Raw genomic sequence first — 26,924 nt, 5'->3', positions numbered from 1 at the left:
CTGCAAAATACAGACAGCAGCTTCAGAAGGTTGCCTAGCTTTTTTTCAAAATGTCCTTTACAAAGGGTACACTTTATACAAAGTGGGCTTTTTTATTTCTTTGGAATTTTTTAGATTAGAATTAAATACCTAATTGACATTGATAGGAAAATACTGTTACATTATAAGGTAACAAATGTTACCTATTGAGGGAGGAAATTTTTTTTGGCACCAAAAGAGCGATTTACAGAGGAAATTTTATTGGATTGTGCTTTTGAAATGGCTAGAGAGAGTGGGATTGATAGTGTCAATGCACGGGATTTAGCAAAAGAGTTAGGCTGTTCGACAAAGCCTATATTTCGATTATTCTCGAGTATGGACGATTTAAAGTACGCAGTCTATGAAAGGGCTAGCAATCTTTATAACGAAAAAATGTTTCAGGGCTTGCATGAAAGTTCTTTTTTAGGAATGGGGTTAGCTTATATTAACTTTGCTCGCGAAGAAAAGAAGCTATTTGAGCTATTATTTCTATCCAATAAATATAAAATCTCTAGCTTTTCGGATTTACTAAATGACGTAGAAAACCAAGGGATTATAGCAATCATTTCTAAATTAACAGGATTAACTCAAACCTCTGCTAAATCTCTATTTGTAAATATATGGTTAACTACACACGGTATTGCGACAATGTGTGCGACGAATACTTGTGATTTAGATAGTTCGGAAATTGAGAGCATTTTAAAAGACGTTTTTGAAGGCGTTAAACAAAAATTATTGAATGGAGAAAATAAATGAAAATAAAAAATTCACCTATTCTTTTATCGATACTTTTTACTTTACTTGCAATTGTTTTTCCTTTCATAGCTGGTGTAATTATAGCTGTCAAAAATATAAGTAGCTTAAGCTTTATAGTTTTAATTCAATTTATTGCCTTTGCAGTTGGTGTACTAGTTACTCTTTGGATCATGAAAAAAAGTAAATTTTCTTTCCAAGATTTCGGATTTAGAAAGTTTAAAGCAGAGGCATGGATGGCTGTTATCGTTGTTTCTGAGCTGGTTGCATTCTTTAATGGTATTGCAGATCAAGATGGTTTTTCTGCGCAATACGTACTTATTTTGCTTCTATTTGTTATTGCCGTTGGTCTTTTTGAAGAGTTTATTTTCCGTGGTCTAATTTTCAAATATTTATCAGCGAAAGGGCTTAAAACGGCTATTATAGGCTCCTCTATTTTATTTGGAATTGGACATCTTGCACATTTAGCTGCAGGTCAGGATTTTTTATTGACATTACTGCAAGTAGTTTTTGCATGCCTCTTTGGGTTAGTTTGTGCAGAAATTGTTGCAAAGACAAAAAGTATTATGTTTCCTATTATTTGGCACGCTACGCATGATTTTATTGCATTCTTGACCGATAGTGAGCCGAATGTTCTTTCTGTTTCTATTTATATCTTTCATTGTTTAGTGTTAATTGGTCTCGCAATTTATTTCTGGAGAGCTTTATTTCCTAAAAAGGCTGTTATGAATTTAAAAAATCCTGAGAGTTACGTTTAAACTCGACAAGCAAAAAAGCATCTATTTGAGTGGATGCTTTTTTTGTCTAGTCACCTTAATGAGCTTATTGTTGTAATTCAACATTGCCTCCTGAAATAAGGAAGCACACTTTTTCGTTTTTACTAATAGGTAAAATTCCTTGAAGGGCAGCGCCAATACCGATGGAGGAGGAAGGTTCTGCGATAATTTTACCCTCGGAAAGTAAGGTCTTCATCCCACGATGAATCAATGCTTCATCTACACTTACAACCTCATCGACAAGCTGCTGAACAATTGGAAAGTTCCGTTCTCCTGGCTGTAAAGTTAATAGAGCATCTGCCAAAGATTTTTGTTCCTTTAAAAGCAATCTTTCGCCAGCTTCAAAGCTTTTGCCATAACGCGAAATAACAGCAGGCTCCACGCCAATTATTCTAATATGAGGTGATATGGATTTTACAGCAGTTGCAATGCCACTAATTAAACCACCGCCGCCAATAGGGATAACAATGGTATTAACATCAGGGAGCTGTGCTAAAATTTCTAAACCTGCTGTTCCTTGTCCTGCCATAATATCGTAATCATCATAAGGATGTATAATGCAATAACCATGATCACGACTGAGTTTTTCTGTTACTACATGTCTTTCTGCAAGCTTACACTGTACAACCTCTGCACCTAAGGCACGTATTCCTTCAACTTTAATTGTAGGAGCTGAATCCGGTAGAACAATTGTTGCCTTACTATTTAATAGCTTGGCAGCATAGGCAACGCCCTTGCCATGATTACCCGAGGAAGCAGCAACTACGCCTTTTTGCAATTGTTCTAACGGCATGGACAGCATTTTATTGAGAGCTCCGCGAATTTTAAAAGAGTTTGTTTTTTGCATATTCTCGGCTTTAATGTAAACGTGACATCCTAAAAGATGATCGAGCCCATTTAATCGAATAACGGGTGTTTCATATATATATGATGAAATTCTTCGTTTAGCAGCATGAATTTTTTCAAGTGTTATCATAAAGCAACCCTCATTCCGTTTAATTAATTGAAAATTCTGATGTTTTTACTGTAGATTGATAGGTAATTTGTGTCAATAGGTAAACACGCCATGCACACAATACTTACTTCTATCTTGAAAAAGTATGAGTATTCATCCTATAATAAAAAGGTTATAGTAAAAACAATAAAAGGGAGCGTCCATAATGGCGAACGAAGCAAGATCGCAGGTGAACATTAAGCTCATTTCTACGATTTGCCCGATTGAAGGGGAAACCGAAAGTTATGAAATGTGGCTGACAGGGCAGCTACTTGAAAAAGCAGGAAGCATCTATTTGAAATATGAAGAGGTGCAGGAGGATAAAACCATCCGCACAACTATGAAGTTAGGCAATGAACAGGCATTAATTATGCGTACTGGTGCAGTAAAAATGCGACTACCACTTAACATAATTGAACAACAAATGGGTCATTATGAAAGTGAATTCGGTTCAATGCCACTCGTCATAGACACGAAAGAAATGACGTTTACAAAGCAGGCAGTAAACGGAGATTTCCATGTACAGTACGATTTACTAATGGATGGGCAATCCGTTGGCAATTATACATTAGACATTACATTTACGGAGGTACAATGATGAACGCAGTAGAACAAGTACAACAAGCCATTAAAGCAGCGATTGCGCAGGCTGTTGAAAAAGCTGGCTTAGTCGATGCTGGCACAGAGTTAAATATTCACCTTGAAACACCAAAGGATAAGGCAAATGGAGACTATGCGACAAACATTGCTATGCAATTAACGAAATTAGCAAAAAAACCACCTCGTGCCATTGCTGAAGCTATTTTAGAAAATCTTGATACAGCAGGTACAGATATTGAAAAAATCGATATTGCTGGCCCTGGCTTCATGAATATTACTGTGCGTAAAGATTTCCTAACAGGTGTAGTAAAAGCAGTGCTTGAGCAAGGTGTTGATTATGGTCGTTCTAATGCTGGTGCAGGAGAAAAAATTCAAGTTGAATTCGTATCTGCAAATCCAACTGGTGATCTTCATTTAGGTCATGCACGTGGAGCTTCTGTAGGGGATTCATTATGTAATGTGTTAGATATGGCAGGCTACGGTGTATCTCGTGAGTACTATATTAACGATGCGGGTAACCAAATCAATAACTTAGCTTATTCACTTGAAGCGCGTTATAAACAAGCTTTAGGGTTAGAAGCTGAGATGCCAGAGGATGGCTACCACGGTGCGGATATTATTGGAATCGCTGGTAAATTAGCAGGTGAGCATGGCGATTCAATTTTATCAAAATCTGATGAAGATCGTTTTGCGTTCTTCCGTCAGCATGGTTTAGCGTTAGAATTAGACAAGTTAAAAACAGACCTTGCAAACTTCCGCGTAAACTTTGATGTGTGGTATTCTGAAACGTCACTATATGAAAACGGCAAAATTGAAGTAGCATTAGATAAACTAAAAGCGAATGGTCATGTATTTGAAGAAGATGGTGCTACTTGGTTCCGTTCGACAACATTTGGCGACGATAAAGACCGCGTGTTAATTAAAAATGATGGTTCATTCACATACCTGACTCCGGATATCGCATACCATGAGGACAAAATTGTACGTGGCTTCGATAAATTAATTAATATTTGGGGAGCTGATCACCACGGCTATATCCCACGTATGAAAGCTGCTATTCAGGCGCTTGGTTACGACCGTGATACGCTTGAAGTAGAGATTATCCAAATGGTTCAGCTTTATAAAAACGGTGAAAAATTCAAAATGTCTAAACGTACAGGCAACGCTGTTACAATGCGTGAGCTTGTAGAAGAGGTTGGCTTAGATGCAGTACGTTATTTCTTCGTGAAAACTGCAGGCGATTCTCACATGGACTTTGACCTTGACCTTGCCGTATCTCAATCAAATGAAAACCCAGTGTATTATGCACAATATGCGCATGCACGTATTTCTTCTATTTTACGTTCAGCGAATGAGCAAGGCTTTGCTGCTACAACAGATCATTTAACTCTGTTAACAGCTGAAAAAGAAATTGATTTACTGAAAAAAGTGGGCGACTTCCCGAAAGTGGTAGCAGATGCTGCGAAGCACCGTACACCACACCGTATCGCTAACTATATCCAAGAAACAGCAGCTACATTCCACAGCTTCTATAACGCTGAAAAAGTGTTAGACCCTTCAAATAAAGAGCTAACAGAGGCTCGTTTAGCGCTTATTACGGCTGTGCGTACAACAATTGCCAACGCACTACGCTTAATCGGCGTATCTGCACCAGAAAAAATGTAATAATAGTCTTTCCAGCCCCCGGCACGACAATGTGCCGGGGGTTTTTTGTGTTGACATGGCTTAGATGGATAGAGCTGTTGAAGTGGCAGATAGAATCAAAGCGACGGAAAGAACCGCCAGAGTGACGGAAAGAATTCGAAGCGACGGAAAGAACCGCCAGAGCGACGGATAGAATTCGAAGCGACGGATAAGAACCAGCAAAGCGGCGGAAAGAACCGCCAGAGCGACGGAAAGAACCAGCAAAGCGGCGGAAAAAACCGCCAGAGCGACGGAAAGGATTCGAAGCGACGGAAAGAACCAGCAAAGCGACGGAAAGAACCGCCAGAGCGACGGATAGAATCATCGAAGTGCCGGATAAAATCCCTGAACTGATCAATTCATCTTCTTTAAACAATATTTTTCTGTAAACTTCAAATATTTCGTTGCAGTTTACGTTAACGTCAATGATATACTGATGGAAAATGGGAAGGGGGAGATGCTGTTGAAGACGATTCAAGAAGTGGCTAAGCAGTTTAATGTTTCGACACGGACAATTCGTTATTACGAGGAGCTTGGGCTGCTTAATCCTAATCGTTCATCTACTAATCAACGAACCTTTTCAAAAAAAGAGTTGGCGAAGCTTAAGCTTATTTTCCGAGGAAAGCGTTACGGTTTTTCACTTGAGGAGATCAAGGAGATGGTATTGCTGTTTGATTTTGATCGCACGGGCATTCAGCAGTTGGAGCGTACGGTTGAATATGGGGAGCAAAAAATTCAAGAAATTGATAGCAAAATAGCAGAGCTTACGCAAATGAAAAATGAGTTGCAGCAATTACAAGGCGTGTTTACTGAAAAATTATTAACTTTAAAGGGAGAGATGCATGATGAATAGTTCGAGTTTGTTAGCACGTAATGCCCGAAAGTACTCTATGATTGAAGCGGTTGTTTGTCAAGGCAGACGAGTGACCTATCATGATTTAGATGAGCAAGTGACACGTTTTGGTCATGCTTTATTAGAGCAAGGTGTGCGGCAGGGCGATAAAGTTATCATTTTTATGCCGAATGTTGTAGAGTTTGTCGTTAGTTATTTTGCTATTCAGCGCATTGGAGCTATAGTCGTTCCAGTAAATGCGAAATTTACGCTGCAAGAGGTTGAGTATGTAGCGCAGCATGCGGATGCTAAAGCTATTCTAGTACATGAAGTCATTTTTGCAGCAGTCGAAAACATCACGATAGTCCCTTTAAAAATTAAAACAGGTCAAGAGCAGGCTGGTTGGCTAAACTATGAAACGCTTATTCAACAGGCGAGCACTCAAACTATTGATTGCCAGCTTAATGAAGATGATGTCTCAACGATTTTATATACCTCGGGTACAACGGGAAAACCAAAGGGTGTGTTGTTCAGCTATCGCAATATTTTAACTGTAGCGCAAATGATTGCAGTTGAAATGGAAGTAAAGCCTGAAAGCCGAATCCTTCTCATGATGCCGTTGACTCATTCGGCTCCATTACATTTATTTTTAATGGCAGGCGTACTTATAGGCTCAACAAATGTGCTAACACCAACGTTTACACCTGATTTGTTTATTGATTCGATTGAGCAGGAAAGGACAACACATTTCTTTGGTGCACCTGTCGCTTATTTATTAACTGCCCAAATGCCAAGATTGCAAACGGCTGATTTATCATCGATGAAATGGTGGGTTTATGGTGGAGCGCCTTTATCACAAAACGAAGTCCAGCATCTACAAAAAGCTTTCCGCACAGATAATTTAACTTGCGTTTATGGCTTAACAGAGGCTGGTCCGAATGGTTCGTTATTGTTTGGCAGAGAACATGCAACGAAGGCGGGAAGTATTGGCCGGCGTGCACCACTTGGAGCGGAGCTGCGCATTATTAACGACAATGGAGAAGATGTCAGTGTTGGTGAAGTGGGAGAAATTGTGTTACTTGGTGAAGGTAATATGCTGGGCTATTACAAGGATGATATCGCAACAAAGGCTGCATTTATAGATGGCTGGCTGAAAACGGGTGATTTGGCTCGCGTGGATGAGGATGGATATATTTGGATTGTTGATCGTAAAAAGGATGTCATTTTTTCTGGCGGTGTGAATATTTATCCGAAAGAAATTGAAGATCGTATGTTGAGCTATGAGGGAATATTTGAGGTTGCTGTCATAGGTGTACCACATCCAGAGTGGGGAGAAACGGTGAAGGCCGTTTATGCTTCTAAAATAGAAATTAACGAGGACGAACTTAAAGCTTATTTGGAGGAGCATCTTGCTAAATATAAAATTCCACGCATCTTTGAACGTGTAGAAGCGCTACCACGGAATGCATCGGGCAAAATACTAAAACAAACTTTGAAGGGACAAGAGGTGAGATAGCATGAAGGTTTTACAGCAGGAAGAAATGAAAACAACGAATTTTTTTAAGGATAATGATACACTTCATAAAGTTTTAGAAATGATGCTAGATAAAGAGTTTGTGGAATATGCAACACGCGAGTTAACAGATTTTGGTGAGCTTTGTGCTGGAGATATTGATGTGAGAGCCAAACATACGGATAGAGAGGGTGAACCTCGATTACAAAGGTATAATGCCTATGGTGAAGAAGTGTCAGAGATTTGGGTTAATGATGGCTATAAAAAGACAATTGAAGAGACGTACAATACTGGCATTGTTGGCTATGTGCATAAAGATATTCCGCAATTAGGTAGAAAGGGCAACTATGTGTATAGCTTTGCTCAAGGTTATATACTGTCCCATACTGAGCCAGGCTTTTACTGTCCTGTTACTTTAACAATGGCAACTGCTTATCTCCTTGACCATTATGCGAGTGATGAGGTGAAGGAGCGCTTTTTACCACATGTTTGTGCAACAGGAGATACCGAGCTATATGAGGGAGCGACATTTTTAACGGAGCGTCAAGGTGGCTCTGATGTTGGTGCGAATGTTGTAGAGGCAAAACAGGACGGCAATCAGTATCGTTTATATGGTGAGAAATATTTCGCATCAAACGCAGGAATGTGTGGAGTAGCCATGGTATTGGCACGTATGGAAGGGGCTCAGGCAGGCTCAAAGGGCTTAACATTATTTGCGGTTCCATGGCGGAAAGAGGATGGAACAGTTAATAACCTCCGCATTCGACGTTTGAAGGATAAACTTGGCGTTAGAGCCGTACCTTCGGGTGAGGTGGAATTTGATGGTGCACTAGCTTATGTCGTAGGTGAGCCGAATAAAGGAATATATTATATGCTGGAGGCGCTTAATTTATCAAGAATTTGCAATGCTGTTGCATCTATAGGCATTATGCGCCGTGGTTATTTAGAGGCGAAGCACTATGTGACAAATCGTCAGGCATTTGGTAAGCCTTTAACGCAATATCCTATGATTCAGGATACGCTAGGGAAATTCGCTGCCAAGCTTCATGTGGAGGTTGCGACAGTTTTTGATCTTATTCATCAGTACGATAAAGTTACAAGTGGACAGGGGAATGAAGAGGACATCATTTTGAATCGCTTGTATATTGCTATCATGAAAAAAGAAACGGCAGAGCAAGCGGTACATTATGCGAGTGAAGCGATTGAATTACATGGTGGAAATGGCTATATTGAAGACTTTGTAACACCTCGCTTATTAAGAGATGCACAGGTGCTTACTGTGTGGGAGGGAACTGCCAATATTTTAGCTTTAGAGCTCATTCGTTTAGTTGATAAGTTTCATGTCCATGAATTGTTTGTTCGTGTCATGGAGGAACGTCTAGAAAAACTAGCTGACAGTCCATTAGTGGAAATTGTAGTGGAGCAATTAGCAAAATTAGACTCGACTTTGCAAACATTTAGCGGTTTAGATGAAGCGACGAAAACGTTTGAAGCAAAAAAGGTCGCAGAAAAAATGGCACATTTATATGAAAGTGTTGTAGCGGTCGAATGGGCACAAAAATTCGGCGGCAAATATGAAAAGCTAGCAGATATTTATTTAGAGAGCACATGGGCATTGCGAGAAATGGGTGCACCAATGAAAACGGTCCAGTATTTTTCAGATATAGTTTAACTTCTTTCAGCAAATGTTTTGTGTGGCGAAAGTGAAACGTCAGCTACAAATGTTTTGTGTAGCGAAAGTGAAACGTCAGCTACAGGTGTTTTTTGTAGCGAAAGCAAAGTGTCAGCTACAAATGTTTTTGTAACATAAGTGCAACTTTAATTATAGAAGTCTCCCACCTCTATAGGTTGTGAGATGAATGCGGGTTATGTTACTTTTCAGTAGGTGTCCAAATAGAAGTCGTCTCGAATGGAGGCGACTTCTTTTGTTTTCATGTATAATAAAAATCAACTGAATATTATAAAGGTTCTTTACTTATGTAAAGTGAAAAGGGAAATCGGTGTAATTCCGATGCGGTCCCGCCACTGTATGTGTGAGTTTTTTCAATTTGCGCCACTGAAAATTTCGGGAAGGCATGAAAAAGCGAATGGAGCACGAGCCAGGAGACCTGCCTTTATAGAAAACACGTTGCAGCCTACGAGGATAGGGTGGTGGATTTTGTATGCGTATTTTTTGTGCAAATTTGACCCCCTCATCTTTTTGTGATGAGGGGTATTTGTTTTGTAAGATTGATGTCGATAAATTTGAAAAAATGAGCGATAAATCCACAATGTTGAACGATAAACCTGATGTTGGGTGATAAAACAACAAAGTTAGGCGATAAACTCATAATGTTGGGTGATAAACCTAAAATGTTGGGCGATAAATCCACAATGTTGAGCGATAAACCCGATGTTGAGTGATAAAACAACAATGTTAGGCGATAAACTCATAATGTTGGGTGATAAACCCAATGTCGGCTGATAAACCCACAACCTTGTGCGATAAAAGCTAAAATATATCGATAAATCAGAAAAACAAGTCGTTAAAATATACGCACAGATAAACTAAGGAGGATTTTCACATGAAGAAATTTTGGAAAATAGGATTATCAGCATTTTTAGCTATTGGCTTGGTTGCTGGATGTAATGCAAAAGAGGAAACAAATGAAAAGTCACCATCTTCTGAACAGCAGAAGCAACAAGAGACATCAAAAGTTGACGAAGCAGCATTCCCGATGACGATAACGGATGCGACTGGCAAGGATATTACGCTAGAAGCACCACCTGAAAAAATTGTCTCGCTCATTCCAAGTAACACTGAGATTTTATTCGGCCTTGGCTTAAATGATGAAATAATTGGTGTAACAGATAATGATGATTACCCAGCGGAGGCTACTGAAAAAGAAAAGGTTGGGGGCATGGAGTATAATATTGAGCAAATTATTGCTTTAACGCCAGATATCGTTTTTGCGCATGCATCGAGTATGACTTTTTCAGAAGGAGCAATTGAACAGCTTGAGGCTGCAGGCGTGAAGGTATTTGTTGTTGCAAATGCTAAAGACTTTAATGACACATACACATCAATTGAACAGCTAGGTCGTGCAACAGGGAAGCTAGAAGAGGCTCAAAAAATTGTCGCAAATATGAAGGCGAAAGTTGAAGAAGTTCAAACAAAACTTGAGGGTGTTAAACCAAAGAAAGTCTTTGTAGAAACGTCTGATGAGCCAGAAATTTATACAGCTGGTAAAGGTACATTTATGAATGAAATGCTAAATATGATTCATGCCGAAAATGTAGCAGCAGATGCAGATAACTGGTATAAAATTGATGCTGAACAAATTATCGCGAAAAATCCAGATGTCATTGTAGTGACATATAATTATGTACCTGATATTTTAACGAAAATTCCACAACGTGCAGGCTTTGAGACAATTACTGCCGTGAAAAACAAGGACATTGTACAAGTAGATGAAAATACGACGAGTCGTCAAGGTCCGCGTTTAGCAGATGGTCTTGAAGAATTAGCGAAAGCTATCTACCCTGAGGCGTTTCAGTGAGTAGAATATTAATAGCCTATGTAACAGCAATTACGCTTCTGATCATTAGCATCTGGTGTGGCGTAGCGATAGGCTCGGTTCATGTTCCACTAGAAGTATTGTGGAATAAGGCGGCTGATGAAACAGCTGCCAATATTTTATGGAAAATTCGTTTACCTCGAGTCCTGCTGGCAGGGCTTGTCGGGGCGTCTCTTGCCATTGCAGGGGCAGCTTTTCAAGGTTTATTAAAAAATCCATTGGCAGATCCTTATACGTTAGGGGTTTCCTCGGGTGCATCTGTTGGCGCAGTGATGACGATTTTCTTTAGTGTATCAATACCGGTAGTTGGCCATTATACATTGCCAACCTTCAGTATGATAGGTGCAATATTAACGATGGTAGCTGTCATGGGCTTTGCTAGAATAATAGATCGCTCACTGAAAATGGAAACCCTTATTTTAACAGGAGTCATATTTAGTTCGTTTTTAGGCTCCTTAATTTCTTTAATGATTGCATTATCCGGTGAGGAGCTACGGCAAGTTATTGGCTGGCTGCTCGGATCAGTATCGATGCGTGGTTGGCCATACGTTCAAATGATTATTCCGTTTGTAATAATTGGTTCGATCATGCTCTGGACACAAAGACGTGAGTTAAATGTTCTGTTATATGGAGAAGAACGTGCGAAGCATTTAGGTGTCAATGTTAAGCGCAGTAAATATTTAATTTTAGTAGGTGGATCAATGTTGACTGGAGCGGCGGTAGCTGTTTCTGGCACGATTGGCTTTGTTGGCTTAGTTGTACCCCATATGACGCGGATGCTTTGGGGTTCTGATCATCGTCATTTATTGCCATTATCATTTTTAAATGGGGCAACTTTGCTCATTATTTGCGATTTAATAGCACGAACAATTATTATGCCTAGAGAGCTACCGATTGGCGTAATTACTGCCTTTATTGGGGCGCCCGTCTTTTCCTATATTTTTTATAAGCAACGTAGAAGTAAGGGGGTACGGGCATGATTGTTGTTAAACATCTTTCTGGCGGCTATGAAGATGTGCCGATCGTCCATGATATTAGTTTTTCCGTTGAAAAAGGGAAAGTACTTGGGATTTTAGGGCCGAATGGTAGCGGAAAATCGACGCTGTTAAAAGTAATGAGTGGCATATTACCAGCAACTGCAGGCACTATATTAGTAGATGGTAAAAATATCAACTCTTACAATGCCCGTGCATTGGCCAAAAAAATGGCGGTACTACCACAATTACATGCCAATGCCTTTTCCAACAGTGTACGTGAGGCAGTATCACTTGGACGTTATCCACATCAAACTGGCTTCTTTTCAAGCTGGACTGAACGCGATGAACAAGCAGTCCAACATGCAATGATGCAAACCGGTGTGAAACGCTATGAACAGACATCGATGGAATTTTTGTCGGGCGGTGAACAGCAAAGAGTTTTTGTAGCCCAAGCTCTTGCACAAACAGCGGAAATATTACTGTTAGATGAACCAACGAACCATCTAGATATTGCCCATCAACGTCAAATTTTAGATATGGTGCGAAAGGAAGCAATAGAATGTGGTTTAACCGTTATTATGGTGCTACATGATATGAATTTAGCTGCCCTCTATTGTGATGAATTATTACTAATGGAAGGGGGGCGGATGCGAGCATTTGGGGCACCACATGAAGTATTAATTGCCTCGCAAATCGAAGACGTCTATCATGCGCGCGTAGCGACATATGCACATCCTGAAATTCCAAAACCTCAAATTACAATGATGCCAGCTTCAGTTGAACATCAGCAACGTGCTGTCATTCAAAAAGTAAATTTCACTGTTACGGATCATTACATTCAGCTTAAGTCAGAGTTTCCTTTAAAAACGGTTTCCTCAGCTGTCCATAATCCGGGTATCGGTTGGTATGATTGCCTGTTAAATCGCTCTGTACCAATAGATTATGTGATTAGTGATGTAAAGGGAGAGGTCGCTGAATTTTTACAAAAGGAGCTTTTCTCATCTACAAGCACAGTCGTCATGTTAACGGCTGTCCCGACAGAACTTGTAGCTATTAATGAATTTAAAGCTTCCTTTGGTAGCGTCCTTGTTGCTGTAACTGCTGGTATTGGCAATGCTGTTGATGTGTCACGCACACATGAAAGACAGGATGAACCATATATTGGTACTATAAATACGTGGGTCATTGTTAATGGTTGTTTATCAGAAGAAGCGTTTTTCCAAGCGATGATGACAGCTAATGAGGCAAAGACAAAGGCATTGCAATCAGAAGATATTCGTGATGAGCTTAGTGGTACGATTGCAACAGGCACTGCTACAGATAGTTTATTGATTGCGGCGACACAAAAAGGGGAAGAAATGCTGTATGGGGGCCCAATTACTGATGTAGGTAAGATAATCGGTAAAGGTGTTTTTGAAACAACTGTACAGGCAATAAAAAATTATAAAAACAATTTTAGGAGATGAGAGAAATGAAGCTTTACACGAAAACAGGCGATACAGGGAAAACAAGTCTTATCGGAGGTCGCGTTGACAAAGATAGCTTACGCGTAGAGACTTATGGGGCAATCGATGAATTAAATTCTTTTATTGGCAAGGCCGTAAGTGAATTAGATCGTGAGCTATTCAAGGATATTCTAATTGATTTAGAAACGATTCAGCACGAGCTTTTCGATGCAGGTGGCGACCTTGCTAACGTTATGAAGGAGCGTCATTATAAGCTTACAGAGCAGCCAATTGAAGTGTTGGAATCTCGTATTGATGCATTGTCAGATGAAGCACCACCATTACAGCGCTTTATTTTACCAGGTGGTGCACCAGCAGCCGCAACCTTACACATTGCTCGTACAGTAGCGCGTCGAGCAGAACGTCAAATGGTAACGCTTATGAAGGAAATGGATGATGTACCGACGATTGTGCAAAAGTATTTAAATCGTCTATCTGATTATTTATTTGCAGTTGCACGTGTTGTTAATTTCCGTCTGAATGTCGCGGATGTTGAATATATTCGAAGTGGCAATGTTTTTAAAAAATAACAGGTGTGTTGATTAACCATTTTTATACATTCGAATTAATTCGAAGACGCTGATTTCCGCTACGGGCTCATCGGACGCCCCCAGGAAAGCGCCCAGTCGGAACGGAAATCAACTCCACGTTATTGTGATGAATTCATTTTTAGATGAAAACTTTGAAGATTTATCGGAACAAAATCTCATTTTATCGGAACAATTTTAGCATTTATCGGAACAAAATCTCATTTTATCGGAATAATTTCAGTTTTTATCAACTAAGGACGCCCCCAGGAAAATCAATCCTACGTTATGGTGAAAGCTCATATTAGTTTTGAAAAGAAATAGTTATTTTGAATTTTAGGGCACTGAAAAAGTCGGTTTGTCATCAAAAACATGATGCAAGTCGGCTTTTTTGAGTATCTAAATACAGTTAAAGATAGATTTGTAATATAATTGAATGAAAATTTCTTTTGTGTTTTAGTGCCCTCTTTAAATTCAGGGTGGCTTTTTCGCTTGTAAAATGTAAGAATATAAAATTATCAGAAATATTTCCGTTTTATGTTGACTGAATGCTCACTCATTTATTAGAATAGGAATATAATGATGGAATGACGTACATTTACGTATGAACTAGCAAATTTATCACAAAGAGAGAAACTTACGACAAACTAAAGGGGGGACCAACCATGAGTCCATTAGTAATTGCAAACATTGTTCTAACAGTCGTGGTTGTGCTTTATGCAGTAGGATTGTTCTTCTATCTGTTAAAAACACGCTATAAGTTTGTGCAATTGGGGAAAAAGGTTGAGTTTGATGAAAGTGTTAAAGAACGTATAGGTTATCTTATGGTCAATGTACTTGGCCAAAACAAGCTATTAAAAGATCCAAAGAGTGGTTTAATTCACGTCATGTTCTTCTATGGATTTTTGATGGTGCAGCTAGGGGCCATTGATTTAATTTGGAAGGGGTTAGTACCTGGATCACATTTGCCACTTGGCATTTTCTACAGTGTGTTTACATTCTTCCAAGAGCTTGTAGTATTAATGATTTTAGTGGCGGTTGTGTGGGCATTTTACCGTCGTTATGTAGAAAAGCTAGTACGTCTAAAACGAGGCTGGAAAAATGGTCTTGTCTTAATTTTCATTGGTGGGTTAATGGTTTCAACATTACTTGCAAATGGTATGGGATTAATTTGGCATGGTGAAGAACTAAGTTATACAGAGCCAGTTGCATCTGGCATTGCAGCTATTTTTAGCTTCCTACCAGCATCAGCAGCTGCTGTTGTTTTCTATGTGATGTGGTGGGCGCACTTACTAATTCTATTGACATTCTTAGTGTATGTACCACAATCGAAGCATTTCCACTTGATTGTAAGTCCGATTAATGTGTACATGAACCGTTTAGATCGTACAGGTACACTAACACCAATCGATTTTGAAGCATTAGAAAATGCTGAAGATGAAGAGGATATTCCAGCAATTGGTGTCGGACGTATTGAAGACTTCACACAAAAACAAATGCTAGATTTATATTCTTGTGTAGAGTGCGGACGCTGTACAAATATGTGTCCAGCATCAGGAACAGGGAAAATGCTATCACCGATGGATTTAATCGTGAAGCTTCGTGATCATTTAACATTTACAGGTGCTGTTGTGACAAAGCAAAAACCTTGGGTACCTTATCAATTCTTTGCTAATACAAAGGGGAATCAGCTCGCGTTGGCAGCTGGTGCTGAGGGTGCAGTCATTGAAGATATCTATAGCCCTTCTTTAATCGGTGATGTCATTACAGAAGAAGAGATTTGGGCATGTACGACTTGCCGTAACTGTGAGGATCAATGTCCTGTTATGAATGAGCATGTCGATAAAATTATTGACTTGCGCCGTTATTTAACAATGACTGAAGGAAAAGTAAACCCTGATGCACAACGCGCGATGACAAATATCGAGCGTCAAGGCAATCCTTGGGGCTTAAACCGTAAAGAAAAAGAAAATTGGCGTGACCTAGATCCAACCATTCATATTCCAACAGTGAAAGAGCTGAAAAAATCTGGCGAGGAAATGGAATATTTATTATGGGTTGGCTCAATGGGTGCATTTGATAACCGCTCGCAAAAAATTGCATTAGCTTTCTGTCGTTTATTAAACGAGGCAGGCGTGAAGTTTGCGATTTTAGGAAATAAAGAGAAAAACTCAGGGGATACTCCTCGTCGTTTAGGAAATGAGTTTTTATTCCAAGAGCTCGCAACAGCAAATATTGATGAGTTTGAGAAAAACGATGTGAAGAAAATCGTTACGATTGATCCGCATGCCTACAATATCTTTAAAAATGAGTACCAAGACTTTGGCTGGAAGGGCGAGGTCTACCACCATACTGAACTATTGAATCAATTGATTGATGAAAATCGTCTAGCGTTAAATTACGAAGTTCATGAAACGATTGTTTTCCACGATTCTTGTTATTTAGGTCGTTATAACGATGTTTATGATGCACCACGTGAGATTTTACGAGGTATTCCAGGTATTAAGCTTGTGGAAATGGAGCGTAATCGTGAGGAAGCAATGTGCTGTGGCGCAGGTGGCGGCTTAATGTGGATGGAAGAGCATGTCGGCAACCGAATTAACGTAGCAAGAACAGAGCAAGCTTTAGCAACGAATGCTTCAGTTATTTCTTCTGGATGTCCTTACTGCTTAACAATGCTTGAGGATGGCACAAAGGCAAAAGAGGTTGAGGATTCAATCGGTACATTCGATGTTGCAGAACTATTAGAGCGTTCTGTGTTTGGTGAAAAAGTAAAAGCTGTTGAGAATTCTGTTGAAGAAGAAGCAGCAGATGTGATGGTTGAAGAAGTAGTAGCTTCTGTAGAAAATGTCGAACAAGAAAAGAATGCAGAGACTAACGCAGAAAAATGATGGTTATTGCAGAAATATTTTCGTTATCTGAAAAATATAAATTGCACAATAAATAATTGTTTTGTAGAATAAGATTAAATGGAAATGGGAGTTAACTTTAAACTCCCATTTTTCATAGCAAGAGGTCGAGCGAGCGTTCAGTCAACGCAAGTGCTCTGATACTTCTTCTAGAACGTAAAACAAAAGGGGTGTTTTACTTGAATAGAGCTGTAATTTTAGCAGGAACAAGAACTGCATTTGGTAAGTTTGGAGGTTCACTATCAGCATTAAACGCAAGTGATTTAGGGGCAATCGCCATAAAAGGGGCACTTGAGAAAGCGAATATTTCGCCTAATGAAGTGGATGAAGTAATTTTAGGCTCCGTTTTACAAGGGGGACAGGGCCAACTTCCTTCAAGGCAGGCTGCGATCAAAGCTAATTTACCAGTAGTAGTGAAAACAGAAACGATTAACAAAGTTTGTGCGTCAGGGATGCGTGCTGTAACACTAGCGAATCAGCTAATTCGATTAGGGGACGAAGAAGTAATTATCGCTGGTGGTATGGAGTCCATGTCCAATGCACCGTATTATCTTCAAAATGGTCGAACAGGCTTACGCATGGGCGATTCAACAATGGTGGATGGCATGCTATATGATGGCTTAACATGTGCCTTTAATAAGGCAAGGCCGCCTATGGGAAGCTACGGTAATGCAACAGCGAAAGAATATTCGTTAAGCCGTGAGGAGCAGGATGCTTGGTCTGTTCGCAGTCAAGAACGTGCACTTGCAGCAATTGAGAAAGGTTACTTTGCTGAAGAGATCGTGCCTGTGGAAATTCCGCAACGTAAGGGAGAACCGCTTCAAGTCGATACAGATGAGGCACCTAGAGCTGGTACGTCAATGGAGGTACTTGCAAAACTCAAGCCAGCCTTTGACAAGGACGGAACGATTACAGCAGGTAACGCACCTGGCGTTAATGATGGTGCATGTGCCTTAGTAGTTATGAGTGAGGAACGTGCAGCACGTGAAGGTAGAGAGCCACTTGCAGTTATTATTGGCCATGAAGAGCTTGCTATTGAACCGGAGAACTTCCCACAAACACCAGGGCTTGTTATTAACAAATTACTGAAAAAGACAGGGAAAGCATTAGCTGACATTGATTTGATCGAAATCAATGAAGCCTTTGCAGCAGTAGCTCTTGTCAGCAAGCAGCTAGCAGATTTAGACGCTGAAAAGGTCAATGTTAACGGTGGTGCAGTTGCACTAGGTCATCCAATTGGAGCGTCTGGAGCACGCATTATTTTAACACTTGCACATGAATTAAAACGTCGTGGCGGTGGTATCGGAATTGCTGCAATCTGCTCAGGTGGAGGGCAAGGCGATGCGATTATGATTGAAGTACCGAAAACAGGGGGACACGAATGATGGGAATTCAAAAAGTGATGGTTATTGGTGCTGGACAAATGGGCTCCGGCATTGCACAAGTTTGTGCACAAGCTGGTTTTGATGTCAAACTGAACGACATGAAGCAAGAATTTTTCGAACGCGGTTTAGGAGTCATTACGAAAAACCTGACACGTGATGTCGAAAAGGGTCGTAAAACTGAAGATGAGAAGGCGGCTATTTTAGGTCGTATTAGTATGTCACTAGATTTACAGGATGCTAGTGACGTAGATATTATCATCGAGGCAGCTGTGGAAAATATGGAAGTGAAGCAATCCATCTTTAAGCAAATTGATCAGATTGCACCGGCACATGCCATTTTAGCTACGAATACATCATCTTTACCAATTACGGAAATTGCAGCTGTAACAAATCGTCCAGAGCAAGTGATTGGTATGCACTTTATGAATCCTGTACCTGTTATGAAGCTTGTAGAAATTATTAGAGGGTTAGCAACAAGTGATGAAGTCTACAAATCGGTTGAAGACATGACAGTAAAATTATCGAAAACTCCAGTGGAAGTAAATGACTTCCCAGGCTTTATTTCGAATCGTATTTTATTACCAATGATTAATGAAGCGATCTACGCATTGTATGAGGGTGTAGCATCGAAAGAAGCTATTGATGATGTGATGAAGCTCGGAATGAATCATCCGATGGGTCCGTTGACATTAGCAGACTTTATTGGTCTTGATACATGTCTATCCATCATGGAGATCTTACACGAGGGCTTAGGTGATAGTAAATATAGACCTTGTCCATTGCTTCGTAAATATGTGGCGGCGGGCTGGCTAGGTAAAAAATCTGGAAGAGGCTTTTACGTTTATGAATAATCCTATGGGGATGGGGCGATTCAAACGAAATGGGATGCTACGGGACAACATTTAGGGGTGACATTATAGATGCATTTACAATTTACAGATGAACAAATAATGATGCGTGATATGGTTCGGAATTTTGCTCAGGATAAAATTGAACCGTGGGTAGAACGTATGGAGGCAGGAGAGTTTCCACGCGAACTCCTTGCACAAATGGGAGAATTAGGTTTAATGGGGATCACGACGCCTGAGGAATTAGGCGGCTCAGCGATGGATTTTACATCGTACATAATTGCTATCAATGAACTATCGAAGGTTAGTGCAGTAATGGGTGTTATTTTATCTGTGCATACATCGGTTGGAACAAATCCCATTATTTATTTCGGTAACGATGAACAGAAGAAACGTTATGTTCCGAAGCTTGCTGCTGGAGAATATTTAGGGGCATTTTGTTTAACAGAGCCTAGCGCTGGTTCTGATGCTGGCTCTCTACAATCAAAAGCAGTACGAGATGGAGATGAATATGTCATCAACGGCTCCAAGGTGTTTATTACAAACGGTGGAGAAGCAGATGTTTATATTGTCTTTGCATCAACGAATCCTGCGGCAAAAACACGTGGTATTTCAGCATTTATTGTTGAAAAAGGAACACCAGGCTTAATCATAGGGAAAGATGAACATAAAATGGGCTTACACGGTTCACGTACAGTTCAACTAACATTCGACAACTGCCGTATTCCAGCTACAAACCTTCTTGGGGAAGAGGGAGAAGGCTTTAAAATTGCAATGGCCAACTTAGATGTTGGACGTATTGGTATTGCTGCACAAGCTTTAGGCATTGCGGAAGCGGCGTTAGAAGCAGCTACTGCTTATGCCAAAGAGCGTGTTCAATTCGGAAAACCTATTGCAGCACAACAAGGGGTTGGCTTCAAGCTTGCTGATATGGCGACTGCTGTAGAAGCAGCAAAATTATTAGTCTATCGCGCAGCAGATTTACGCTCAAAAGGTTTGCCATGTGGAGCTGAGGCCTCGATGGCGAAACTCTTTGCCTCTCGTACAGCGGTGCAAACAGCGATCGATGCTGTACAAATTTTTGGTGGCTACGGCTATACAACAGACTATCCCGTAGAGCGTTATTTCCGTGATGCAAAGGTAACAGAAATATACGAGGGTACAAGTGAAATTCAAAAACTAGTCATTAGTAAACATTTACTTAAATAAGGTCTGATGTTATGTTGCAAAGTTGATTTTTAACGGATGATGTTGATTGCTAAAAAATCGCTCGGGTAATCTGAATAAATGATCAGGTCGAGCAATAAAACGCTCGGGTTATCCGGAGAACTGCTCAGGTAACCAAGAGATTTGCTCAGTTTCCCGAGGCATACCGCAGAAACATGATCAAATATAGAAATCAACAATATAGCACTAACAGAGTCTAACGAAAAAGGGGAAATGGACAATGAACTTTCAATTAACAGAAGAGCATGAGCAATTACGTGAAATGATTCGTGATTTTGCTATTAATGAAGTGGCACCAACAGCGGCGGAACGTGACGAGAATGAAGAGTTTGATCGTGCAATTTTCGATAAAATGGCGGAGCTAGGTTTAACAGGTATTCCATGGCCAGAAGAATACGGTGGTGCAGGCTTTGATTATCTTGCGTATGTCATTGCAGTGGAAGAATTATCACGTGTATGTGCGTCAACAGGGGTAACTTTATCAGCACATACTTCGCTTGCTGGTTGGCCGATCTTTAAATTCGGTAATGAAGAACAAAAACAAAAATATCTTCGTCCAATGGCAGAAGGTAAACATATCGGTGCATATGGCTTAACAGAGGCAGGCTCAGGTTCTGATGCTGGTGGTATGAAAACATATGCAAAACGTGATGGCGATGATTATATTTTAAACGGCTCGAAGATTTTCATTACGAATGGTGGAGTAGCAGATACATATGTTGTATTTGCAGTAACAGATCCAGAAGCTAAACATGGCACAACTGCTTTTATCGTTGAAGCTGGATTTGAAGGTTTCTCGGTAGGTAAGAAGGAGAAAAAATTAGGGATTCGTTCATCTCCTACAACTGAAATTATTTTTGAAAATTGTCGCGTTCCGAAAGAAAACATGCTTGGAGCTGAGGGAGAAGGCTTCAAAATTGCGATGACAACACTTGATGGAGGACGTAATGGTATTGCAGCTCAAGCTGTAGGGATTGCACAGGGAGCATTAGATGCAGCGGTTGAATATGGAAAAGAACGTGTGCAATTTGGTAAACCGATTACTGCCAACCAAGGTGTTTCCTTTAAATTAGCGGATATGGCAACTCAAATTGAAGCATCTCGACTGCTCACATATCAAGCAGCTTGGTTGGAATCAAATAGTCTATCTTATGGTAAGGCATCTGCAATGGCGAAATTAATGGCTGGCGATACTGCGATGAATGTAACGACTGAGGCGGTTCAAATCTTTGGTGGATATGGTTATACGAAAGATTATCCAGTTGAGCGCTTCATGCGTGATGCGAAAATTACACAAATTTACGAAGGTACACAAGAGATTCAACGTCTTGTTATCTCTCGTATGTTGACAAAATAACATATGACAGAAAGAGATAAAAGACCCCAAGTACAGTCAACGGTAAAAGATGAAAATCTTATCGCCATTCGTCGAGAACAAATGATAGAGGGAGCCATTAAATTATTTAAAGAAAAAGGTTTTCATCGTGCCACAACGAGAGAAATCGCAAAAGCTGCAGGCTTTAGTATCGGTACATTATATGAGTATATACGTACTAAAGAAGATGTCCTTTACCTTGTATGTGATAGTATTTATCACCATGCAATGGAGCGACTTTCAAGTTATGAGATTAAGGCAGGAACTATAGAAGAGTTAAAGGAAATGATTCGAGAGTATTTCTTGCAAATTGATAGTATGGTTGATGAGCTGACAATCATGTATCAAGAAACTAAATCATTGTCAAAAGAAGCACAACGTTATGTATTTAGTAAGGAGTTTGAAATGGTTGGTACTTTTGAGCGATTACTAAAACGCTGTGTGCAGTCAGGTGAGATAACGATGACGGATCAACAAATCCATTTGGCAGCAAATAACTTAGTCGTTTCTGGACAAAGCTGGGCATTCCGTAAATGGGCGCTCCATCGTCAACATTCTATTGATGAATTTATTGAAATGCAAATAACATTGTTTATTTCAGGCATAAAGGGGTTCTAATAAGTTCCGTTAAGGGGTTGTCGGTAATTGCATAAAGCGACATTGCAATTACCGACTTTTTTTATAAATGAAAAGGCTCATCACCAAAAGTAGGGGATAGTATTTGTTAAAAACGTATGCCATGTAAATAAGTTGATTGGAGTGGAGACTGGGCGACTCCTCGGGGATCAGCGTCACAGATGAGACCCTGGAGCGAGCAAAGCGAGTGAAGCGGCTCATCGGACGCCCCCAGGAAAGCGCACAGTCGGAACGGAAATCAACCCCACGTTATGATGATGAGTCGATAAAGAACATTAAGGGGAGAAAGTGGGGATTTCATATGACAAAGGTAGAAGTGTATCGTCCAAAAAATCACGTACGTTTTGTTACAGCATCAAGTCTTTTTGATGGGCATGATGCTTCGGTCAATATTATGCGACGTATTTTACAATCAAGCGGTGTAGAGGTAATCCATTTAGGACATAATCGCTCCGTGGAAGAAGTCGTAAATGCTGCGATTCAAGAGGATGCTCAAGGTATTGCTGTATCTTCTTATCAAGGTGGACATATGGAATACTTTAAATATATGTATGATTTACTGCGTGAAAAGGGAGCGCCGCATATTAAAATTTATGGTGGCGGTGGTGGTGTTATTTTACCACGTGAAATTAAAGAGTTACATGCTTATGGGGTTGCAGGGATTTTCTCACCAGAGGATGGACGTGTCTTAGGATTACAAGGGATGATTAATGAGAAAATTAAGGGGACCGATTTCCAAACGGCAACAGGTAACTATCAAGAAAAGCTTGATGCTCTAACGACAGAAACACCAGAAATTTTAGCGAATTTAATAACTGCTGCAGAGTCGAATGACGATGAAGAAACGAAAAATATGCTAGTAGAAGCTCGCAAACGCTCGAAAGGGACAGCTATATTAGGTATTACAGGAACTGGTGGTGCGGGTAAGTCTTCCTTAACGGATGAATTAATTCGTCGTTTCCTGAAAGAATTCCCAGATAAACGCGTAGCGATTCTTTCTGTCGATCCGACAAAGCAAAAAACAGGTGGGGCTTTACTTGGTGACCGAATTCGTATGAATGCGATTTTCAATAATCGAGTATATATGCGTAGTTTAGCAACCCGTGGATCTCGTACAGAGCTTTCTGCTTCGATTGGGGACGTGCTAGATGTAGTGAAAGTAGCAGGCTATGATTTAATCATTGTAGAAACAAGTGGTATTGGTCAAGGTGATGCGGAAATTACAAACTATACGAATCTATCCATGTACGTTATGACAAGTGAGTTTGGTGCTCCAACGCAGCTTGAGAAAATTGACATGATTGATTTTGCGGATGTTATCGCCATCAATAAATTTGAACGCAAAGGCTCTGAGGATGCATTACGCCAAGTGCAGAAGCAATACCAACGTTCGCGAGAGCTTTGGGATGAATCACTTGATAATATGCCTGTTTACGGTACGATTGCAAGTCAATTTAATGATAAAGGAACGAATGCTTTATTTGCTGCATTAGTAAATATCATTAATAAGAATACAGGAAGTAATTGGGAAACAGGCTATGAGCAATTTGCGAAAACTCAAAAGCAGGATATTATTATTCCAAACGATCGTCGTTATTATTTACGAGAAATTACAGATACTGTGCGTGGCTATCACAAAAAATCAGAGCAACAGGTGGAATTTGCTCGCCGTCTATTCCAATTAGAGGGAGCTATTGCAGCGGTTAAGGAAAAAGCACCAAATGATGCACTTGTTGCTTCTCTTGCTTCTTTAGCGGAAGGTGTCAGAGATGAATTAACGGCTGAATCTAAGCGCATTTTAGATAATTGGCAGACTTTAAAAGAAGCGTATGCTGGGGACGAATTTGTAACGAAAGTTCGTGATAAGGAAATTCGCACGATTTTAAAGACAACAAGCCTTTCTGGTACAAAAATTCCTAAAGTTGCCTTGCCGAAATTTGTAGATTACGGTGAAATTTTACGTTGGGTTTATAGAGAAAATGTACCTGGTGAATTCCCTTATACTGCGGGGGTATTCCAATTTAAACGTGAAGGTGAAGATCCGAAGCGACAATTTGCTGGTGAGGGTACGCCTGAGCGTACAAATAAACGATTCCATTATTTATCGAAGGATGATGATGCAAAACGTTTATCAACAGCATTTGATTCGGTAACGCTATACGGTGAAGATCCAGATTACCGACCAGATATTTATGGCAAGGTTGGAGAGTCGGGTGTATCCATTTGTACGTTAGAGGATATGAAAAAGCTTTATGCAGGCTTTGATTTATGTGCACCATCAACTTCAGTATCGATGACCATTAACGGTCCTGCACCGATTATTTTGGCGATGTTCATGAATACGGCTATTGATCAGCAAGTGAAACTACATGAGAAAGAACTTGGTCGCCCTTTGACAGTTGAAGAATTTACGGAGACACGAGAGAAAACATTACAGGTCGTGCGTGGAACGGTGCAAGCAGATATTTTAAAAGAAGATCAAGGGCAAAATACATGTATTTTCTCAACAGAGTTTGCATTACGTATGATGGGAGATATTCAGCAATACTTTATCGATTATAAAGTTCGTAATTACTACTCAGTATCTATTTCTGGTTATCATATTGCCGAAGCTGGAGCGAACCCAATTTCACAGTTGGCTTTTACATTAGCAAATGGCTTTACGTATGTGGAATATTATTTAAGTCGTGGAATGAATATTAACGATTTTGCACCAAATCTATCATTCTTCTTCTCTAACGGACTTGATCCAGAGTACACAGTTATTGGACGCGTAGCTCGTCGTATTTGGGCAGTTGTGATGCGTGATAAGTACAACGCCAATGAACGTGCGCAAAAGCTTAAATATCATATCCAAACATCTGGACGTAGTTTGCATGCACAGGAGATTGATTTTAATGATATCCGCACAACATTACAGGCATTAATGGCTTTACAGGATAATTGTAATTCATTGCATACAAATGCATATGATGAGGCCATTACAACGCCTACGGAAGAATCTGTACGTCGTGCGATGGCCATTCAAATGATTATTACGAAGGAACATGGCTTAGCGAAAAACGAAAACCCATTACAAGGTGCATTTATTGTGGAAGAATTAACGGACCTTGTAGAAGAAGCGGTATTAGAAGAATTTGATCGTATCAATGATCGTGGTGGCGTGCTAGGTGCAATGGAAACACAATATCAGCGCGGTAAGATCCAAGAGGAATCCATGTACTACGAAATGCTAAAACATTCGGGTGAGTTACCAATCATTGGTGTGAACACATACTTAAATCCGAATCCACCTTCAGCGGATGAAATTGACAATATGGAAATTGCGCGTGCATCGACGGAAGAAAAAGAGACGCAAATTCATAATTTACATGCCTTCTGGAAGCAACATGGAGAAGGGACTGAAGCGGCTATTGCTCGTTTACAACAAGTAGCTGTAAACAATGGCAATATTTTCGCGGAGTTAATGGAAACCGTAAAAGTAGCTAGCTTAGGGCAAATCACGAAGGCTTTATACGAAGTAGGCGGACAATATCGTCGTAATATGTAAATCGTAAACGTGCATAACTTCTTCCTTTTTGGCATTTATTCTATTTGATACAAAATGCTGCTGTATTTTTAAGTGTCTAGTCTTAGGATTAGGCACTTCTTTTTATTTCCGTTATAATAGAATTGTAAAAAAAAGGGGAGGCGCAGTAGAGGATGAAATCAGTTATTCACTACATCATTATTTTAGCTTTAGTGTTAGGAGTTATTTTCCTGTATGATAAGCAGATTGGCGCTGTTCCTTTATTATTATTATCTGTCTATTTGTTTTACTGTGGGATAAAAAAAATGCGTGATATAAAAAACAGTAATTGAAGCTAGCAATGAGGATAAAACTTTGTATATAATGGGTATTATGCTTATGATATGGAAAGTTACTTTTGTGCGGCTTTTTTTGCTGCGCTCCGAAAATAAAGCAATATATAATTTTAAAACGTCCATTGTGATGAGGGAAAGGAAGTGCACGAATGAATTTTCGTGAAATGACAAAGGAACAATTAACGGAAGAATCGTTAATTAACTTAACGTATGCAATTTTAAATGAAAAACGTACCTCAATGTCTTATAATGACTTATTAACAATAATTCAAGAGCTTGTGGGCTATAGTGATGAAGAAATGAAGCCTCGCCTACTACAATTTTACACAGATTTAAATGTAGATGGCCGCTTCTTATTTAATCAGGAGACTGGCTGGGGCTTACGTGAATGGTATAAAGTTGAACAAATTGAAGAAGAAACAGCTCCTTCTGTTAAAACTCATAAGAAAAAATCTAAAGCTACCATTGATGAAGATGATTTGGAAGAAGATTTAGAAGAAGAGATTGACTTTGATGAAGATTATGAAGAATTCGTTGAAGAAGATGAGCTAGACGAGGAAGAAGAAGATAAAGAAGAGATTGATTTTGAAGAAGAAGAAGAAGATATAGAAGAAATCGATGAGGAAATCGACGAAGACTTTGTTGAAGATGAAGATTTTGAAGAAGAAGAAGAAGAGGAAGAAATCTAACTTATTTCAGCAAAGATCCGCTGAAATAAGTTAGAAGCCTCCGGCGGATGTCACGGAAATCGGAAAGGAGTTCACAGAGGATGTTAGCCTAAAATCATCGCATCCATGCGATAACACTGACCTGCATCGGTAAAAACGCCACGTCCTGTGGCATTACCGAAATGACCGACATCGTGTCGGCCCTCGTGCAGGCCTAAGCACAAAGCCGATTCCGGACGCAATTATGCCGAGGCATAATTGATGAAAATTACTCTTT

22 protein-coding genes and 1 riboswitch are annotated in these 26,924 nt (G+C 39.9%); of the genes, 20 read left to right on the top strand and 2 right to left on the bottom strand.

The features are described from left to right. Positions 1–204: 204 nt before the first annotated feature. Positions 205–774: a TetR/AcrR family transcriptional regulator gene (locus AN161_RS22145; RefSeq protein WP_053596493.1), complete on the top strand. Its 570-nt coding sequence runs from the start codon at positions 205–207 to the stop codon at positions 772–774. Beyond that, entirely contained in the window at positions 771–1,529 is a 759-nt protein-coding gene (locus AN161_RS22140; protein WP_053596492.1) for a type II CAAX endopeptidase family protein, read from the top strand. Before AN161_RS22145 ends, AN161_RS22140 begins: the two co-directional genes overlap by 4 nt. Positions 1,530–1,593: 64 nt before the next feature. Here AN161_RS22140 and AN161_RS22135 read toward each other — a convergent pair whose 3' ends face one another. Next, complete coding sequence (locus AN161_RS22135; protein WP_053596491.1) at positions 1,594–2,523, bottom strand: threonine/serine dehydratase; 930 nt, start codon at positions 2,521–2,523, stop codon at positions 1,594–1,596. Between the two features lie 184 nt (positions 2,524–2,707). On the opposite strand from AN161_RS22135, the gene AN161_RS22130 reads away from it, so the two are divergent. After that, complete coding sequence (locus AN161_RS22130; RefSeq protein ID WP_053596490.1) at positions 2,708–3,139, top strand: DUF1934 domain-containing protein; 432 nt, start codon at positions 2,708–2,710, stop codon at positions 3,137–3,139. Next, a complete protein-coding gene (gene argS / locus AN161_RS22125) occupies positions 3,139–4,806 on the top strand; it encodes an arginine--tRNA ligase (protein WP_053596489.1) in 1,668 nt (555 codons plus the stop codon). The genes AN161_RS22130 and argS overlap by 1 nt, the downstream gene beginning before the upstream one ends. Here argS and AN161_RS29120 read toward each other — a convergent pair. Beyond that, positions 4,736–5,200 carry a hypothetical protein gene (locus AN161_RS29120; RefSeq protein WP_143115015.1) on the bottom strand — a complete coding sequence of 155 codons (465 nt, stop codon included), beginning with the start codon at positions 5,198–5,200 and terminating at the stop codon, positions 4,736–4,738. The two genes, argS and AN161_RS29120, sit on opposite strands and share 71 nt — an antisense overlap. Positions 5,201–5,287: 87 nt before the next feature. On the opposite strand from AN161_RS29120, the gene AN161_RS22120 reads away from it, so the two are divergent. The 16 genes from AN161_RS22120 to rpoE all read left to right on the top strand — a co-directional run bounded on the left by AN161_RS22120 (position 5,288) and on the right by rpoE (position 26,668). Continuing rightward, entirely contained in the window at positions 5,288–5,677 is a 390-nt protein-coding gene (locus AN161_RS22120) for a MerR family transcriptional regulator (RefSeq protein WP_053596488.1), read from the top strand. Then, positions 5,670–7,172, top strand: coding sequence for a long-chain-fatty-acid--CoA ligase (locus tag AN161_RS22115; RefSeq protein ID WP_053596487.1), 1,503 nt, complete (start codon positions 5,670–5,672; stop codon positions 7,170–7,172). Before AN161_RS22120 ends, AN161_RS22115 begins: the two co-directional genes overlap by 8 nt. A gap of 1 nt (position 7,173) precedes the next feature. Continuing rightward, positions 7,174–8,841 carry an acyl-CoA dehydrogenase family protein gene (locus AN161_RS22110; protein WP_053596486.1) on the top strand — a complete coding sequence of 556 codons (1,668 nt, stop codon included), beginning with the start codon at positions 7,174–7,176 and terminating at the stop codon, positions 8,839–8,841. Between the two features lie 275 nt (positions 8,842–9,116). Further along, positions 9,117–9,300, top strand: a riboswitch (cobalamin riboswitch). Between the two features lie 433 nt (positions 9,301–9,733). Beyond that, entirely contained in the window at positions 9,734–10,708 is a 975-nt protein-coding gene (locus AN161_RS22100) for an ABC transporter substrate-binding protein (RefSeq protein WP_053596484.1), read from the top strand. After that, complete coding sequence (locus tag AN161_RS22095) at positions 10,705–11,706, top strand: iron ABC transporter permease (protein ID WP_053596483.1); 1,002 nt, start codon at positions 10,705–10,707, stop codon at positions 11,704–11,706. Before AN161_RS22100 ends, AN161_RS22095 begins: the two co-directional genes overlap by 4 nt. Continuing rightward, positions 11,703–13,169: an adenosylcobinamide amidohydrolase gene (locus tag AN161_RS22090; protein WP_053596482.1), complete on the top strand. Its 1,467-nt coding sequence runs from the start codon at positions 11,703–11,705 to the stop codon at positions 13,167–13,169. Before AN161_RS22095 ends, AN161_RS22090 begins: the two co-directional genes overlap by 4 nt. Before the next feature lie 5 nt (positions 13,170–13,174). Continuing rightward, positions 13,175–13,738 (top strand): cob(I)yrinic acid a,c-diamide adenosyltransferase, encoded by a 564-nt coding sequence (locus AN161_RS22085; protein ID WP_053596481.1) that lies wholly within the window; start codon positions 13,175–13,177, stop codon positions 13,736–13,738. 662 nt (positions 13,739–14,400) lie between these two features. After that, positions 14,401–16,626, top strand: coding sequence for a heterodisulfide reductase-related iron-sulfur binding cluster (locus AN161_RS22080; RefSeq protein ID WP_053596480.1), 2,226 nt, complete (start codon positions 14,401–14,403; stop codon positions 16,624–16,626). A 197-nt stretch (positions 16,627–16,823) separates the two neighbouring features. Beyond that, positions 16,824–18,029 carry an acetyl-CoA C-acetyltransferase gene (locus tag AN161_RS22075; protein WP_053596479.1) on the top strand — a complete coding sequence of 402 codons (1,206 nt, stop codon included), beginning with the start codon at positions 16,824–16,826 and terminating at the stop codon, positions 18,027–18,029. Beyond that, positions 18,029–18,880 (top strand): 3-hydroxybutyryl-CoA dehydrogenase, encoded by an 852-nt coding sequence (locus AN161_RS22070; RefSeq protein WP_053596478.1) that lies wholly within the window; start codon positions 18,029–18,031, stop codon positions 18,878–18,880. The genes AN161_RS22075 and AN161_RS22070 overlap by 1 nt, the downstream gene beginning before the upstream one ends. Before the next feature lie 69 nt (positions 18,881–18,949). Continuing rightward, entirely contained in the window at positions 18,950–20,086 is a 1,137-nt protein-coding gene (locus AN161_RS22065; protein WP_053596477.1) for an acyl-CoA dehydrogenase, read from the top strand. A 238-nt stretch (positions 20,087–20,324) separates the two neighbouring features. Continuing rightward, complete coding sequence (locus tag AN161_RS22060; RefSeq protein ID WP_053596476.1) at positions 20,325–21,461, top strand: acyl-CoA dehydrogenase; 1,137 nt, start codon at positions 20,325–20,327, stop codon at positions 21,459–21,461. 3 nt (positions 21,462–21,464) lie between these two features. Further along, positions 21,465–22,097: a TetR/AcrR family transcriptional regulator gene (locus AN161_RS22055; protein WP_053596475.1), complete on the top strand. Its 633-nt coding sequence runs from the start codon at positions 21,465–21,467 to the stop codon at positions 22,095–22,097. A gap of 319 nt (positions 22,098–22,416) precedes the next feature. Then, positions 22,417–25,665 carry a fused isobutyryl-CoA mutase/GTPase IcmF gene (icmF, locus tag AN161_RS22050; RefSeq protein WP_053596474.1) on the top strand — a complete coding sequence of 1,083 codons (3,249 nt, stop codon included), beginning with the start codon at positions 22,417–22,419 and terminating at the stop codon, positions 25,663–25,665. 152 nt (positions 25,666–25,817) lie between these two features. Continuing rightward, the gene (locus AN161_RS30225; protein ID WP_198926923.1) at positions 25,818–25,976 is read left to right on the top strand and encodes a hypothetical protein; all 159 of its coding nucleotides are present in this window, start codon (positions 25,818–25,820) and stop codon (positions 25,974–25,976) included. Between the two features lie 152 nt (positions 25,977–26,128). Further along, positions 26,129–26,668 (top strand): DNA-directed RNA polymerase subunit delta, encoded by a 540-nt coding sequence (gene rpoE / locus AN161_RS22045; protein ID WP_053596473.1) that lies wholly within the window; start codon positions 26,129–26,131, stop codon positions 26,666–26,668. Positions 26,669–26,924: the final 256 nt, after the last annotated feature.

The sequence above is a fragment of the Lysinibacillus sp. FJAT-14222 genome, assembly GCF_001278875.1.
GTDB classification, from domain to species: domain Bacteria; phylum Bacillota; class Bacilli; order Bacillales_A; family Planococcaceae; genus Lysinibacillus; species Lysinibacillus agricola.
The sequence above is the reverse complement of the archived record's forward strand: the minus strand, read 5'-3'. Positions and strand labels throughout refer to the sequence as shown.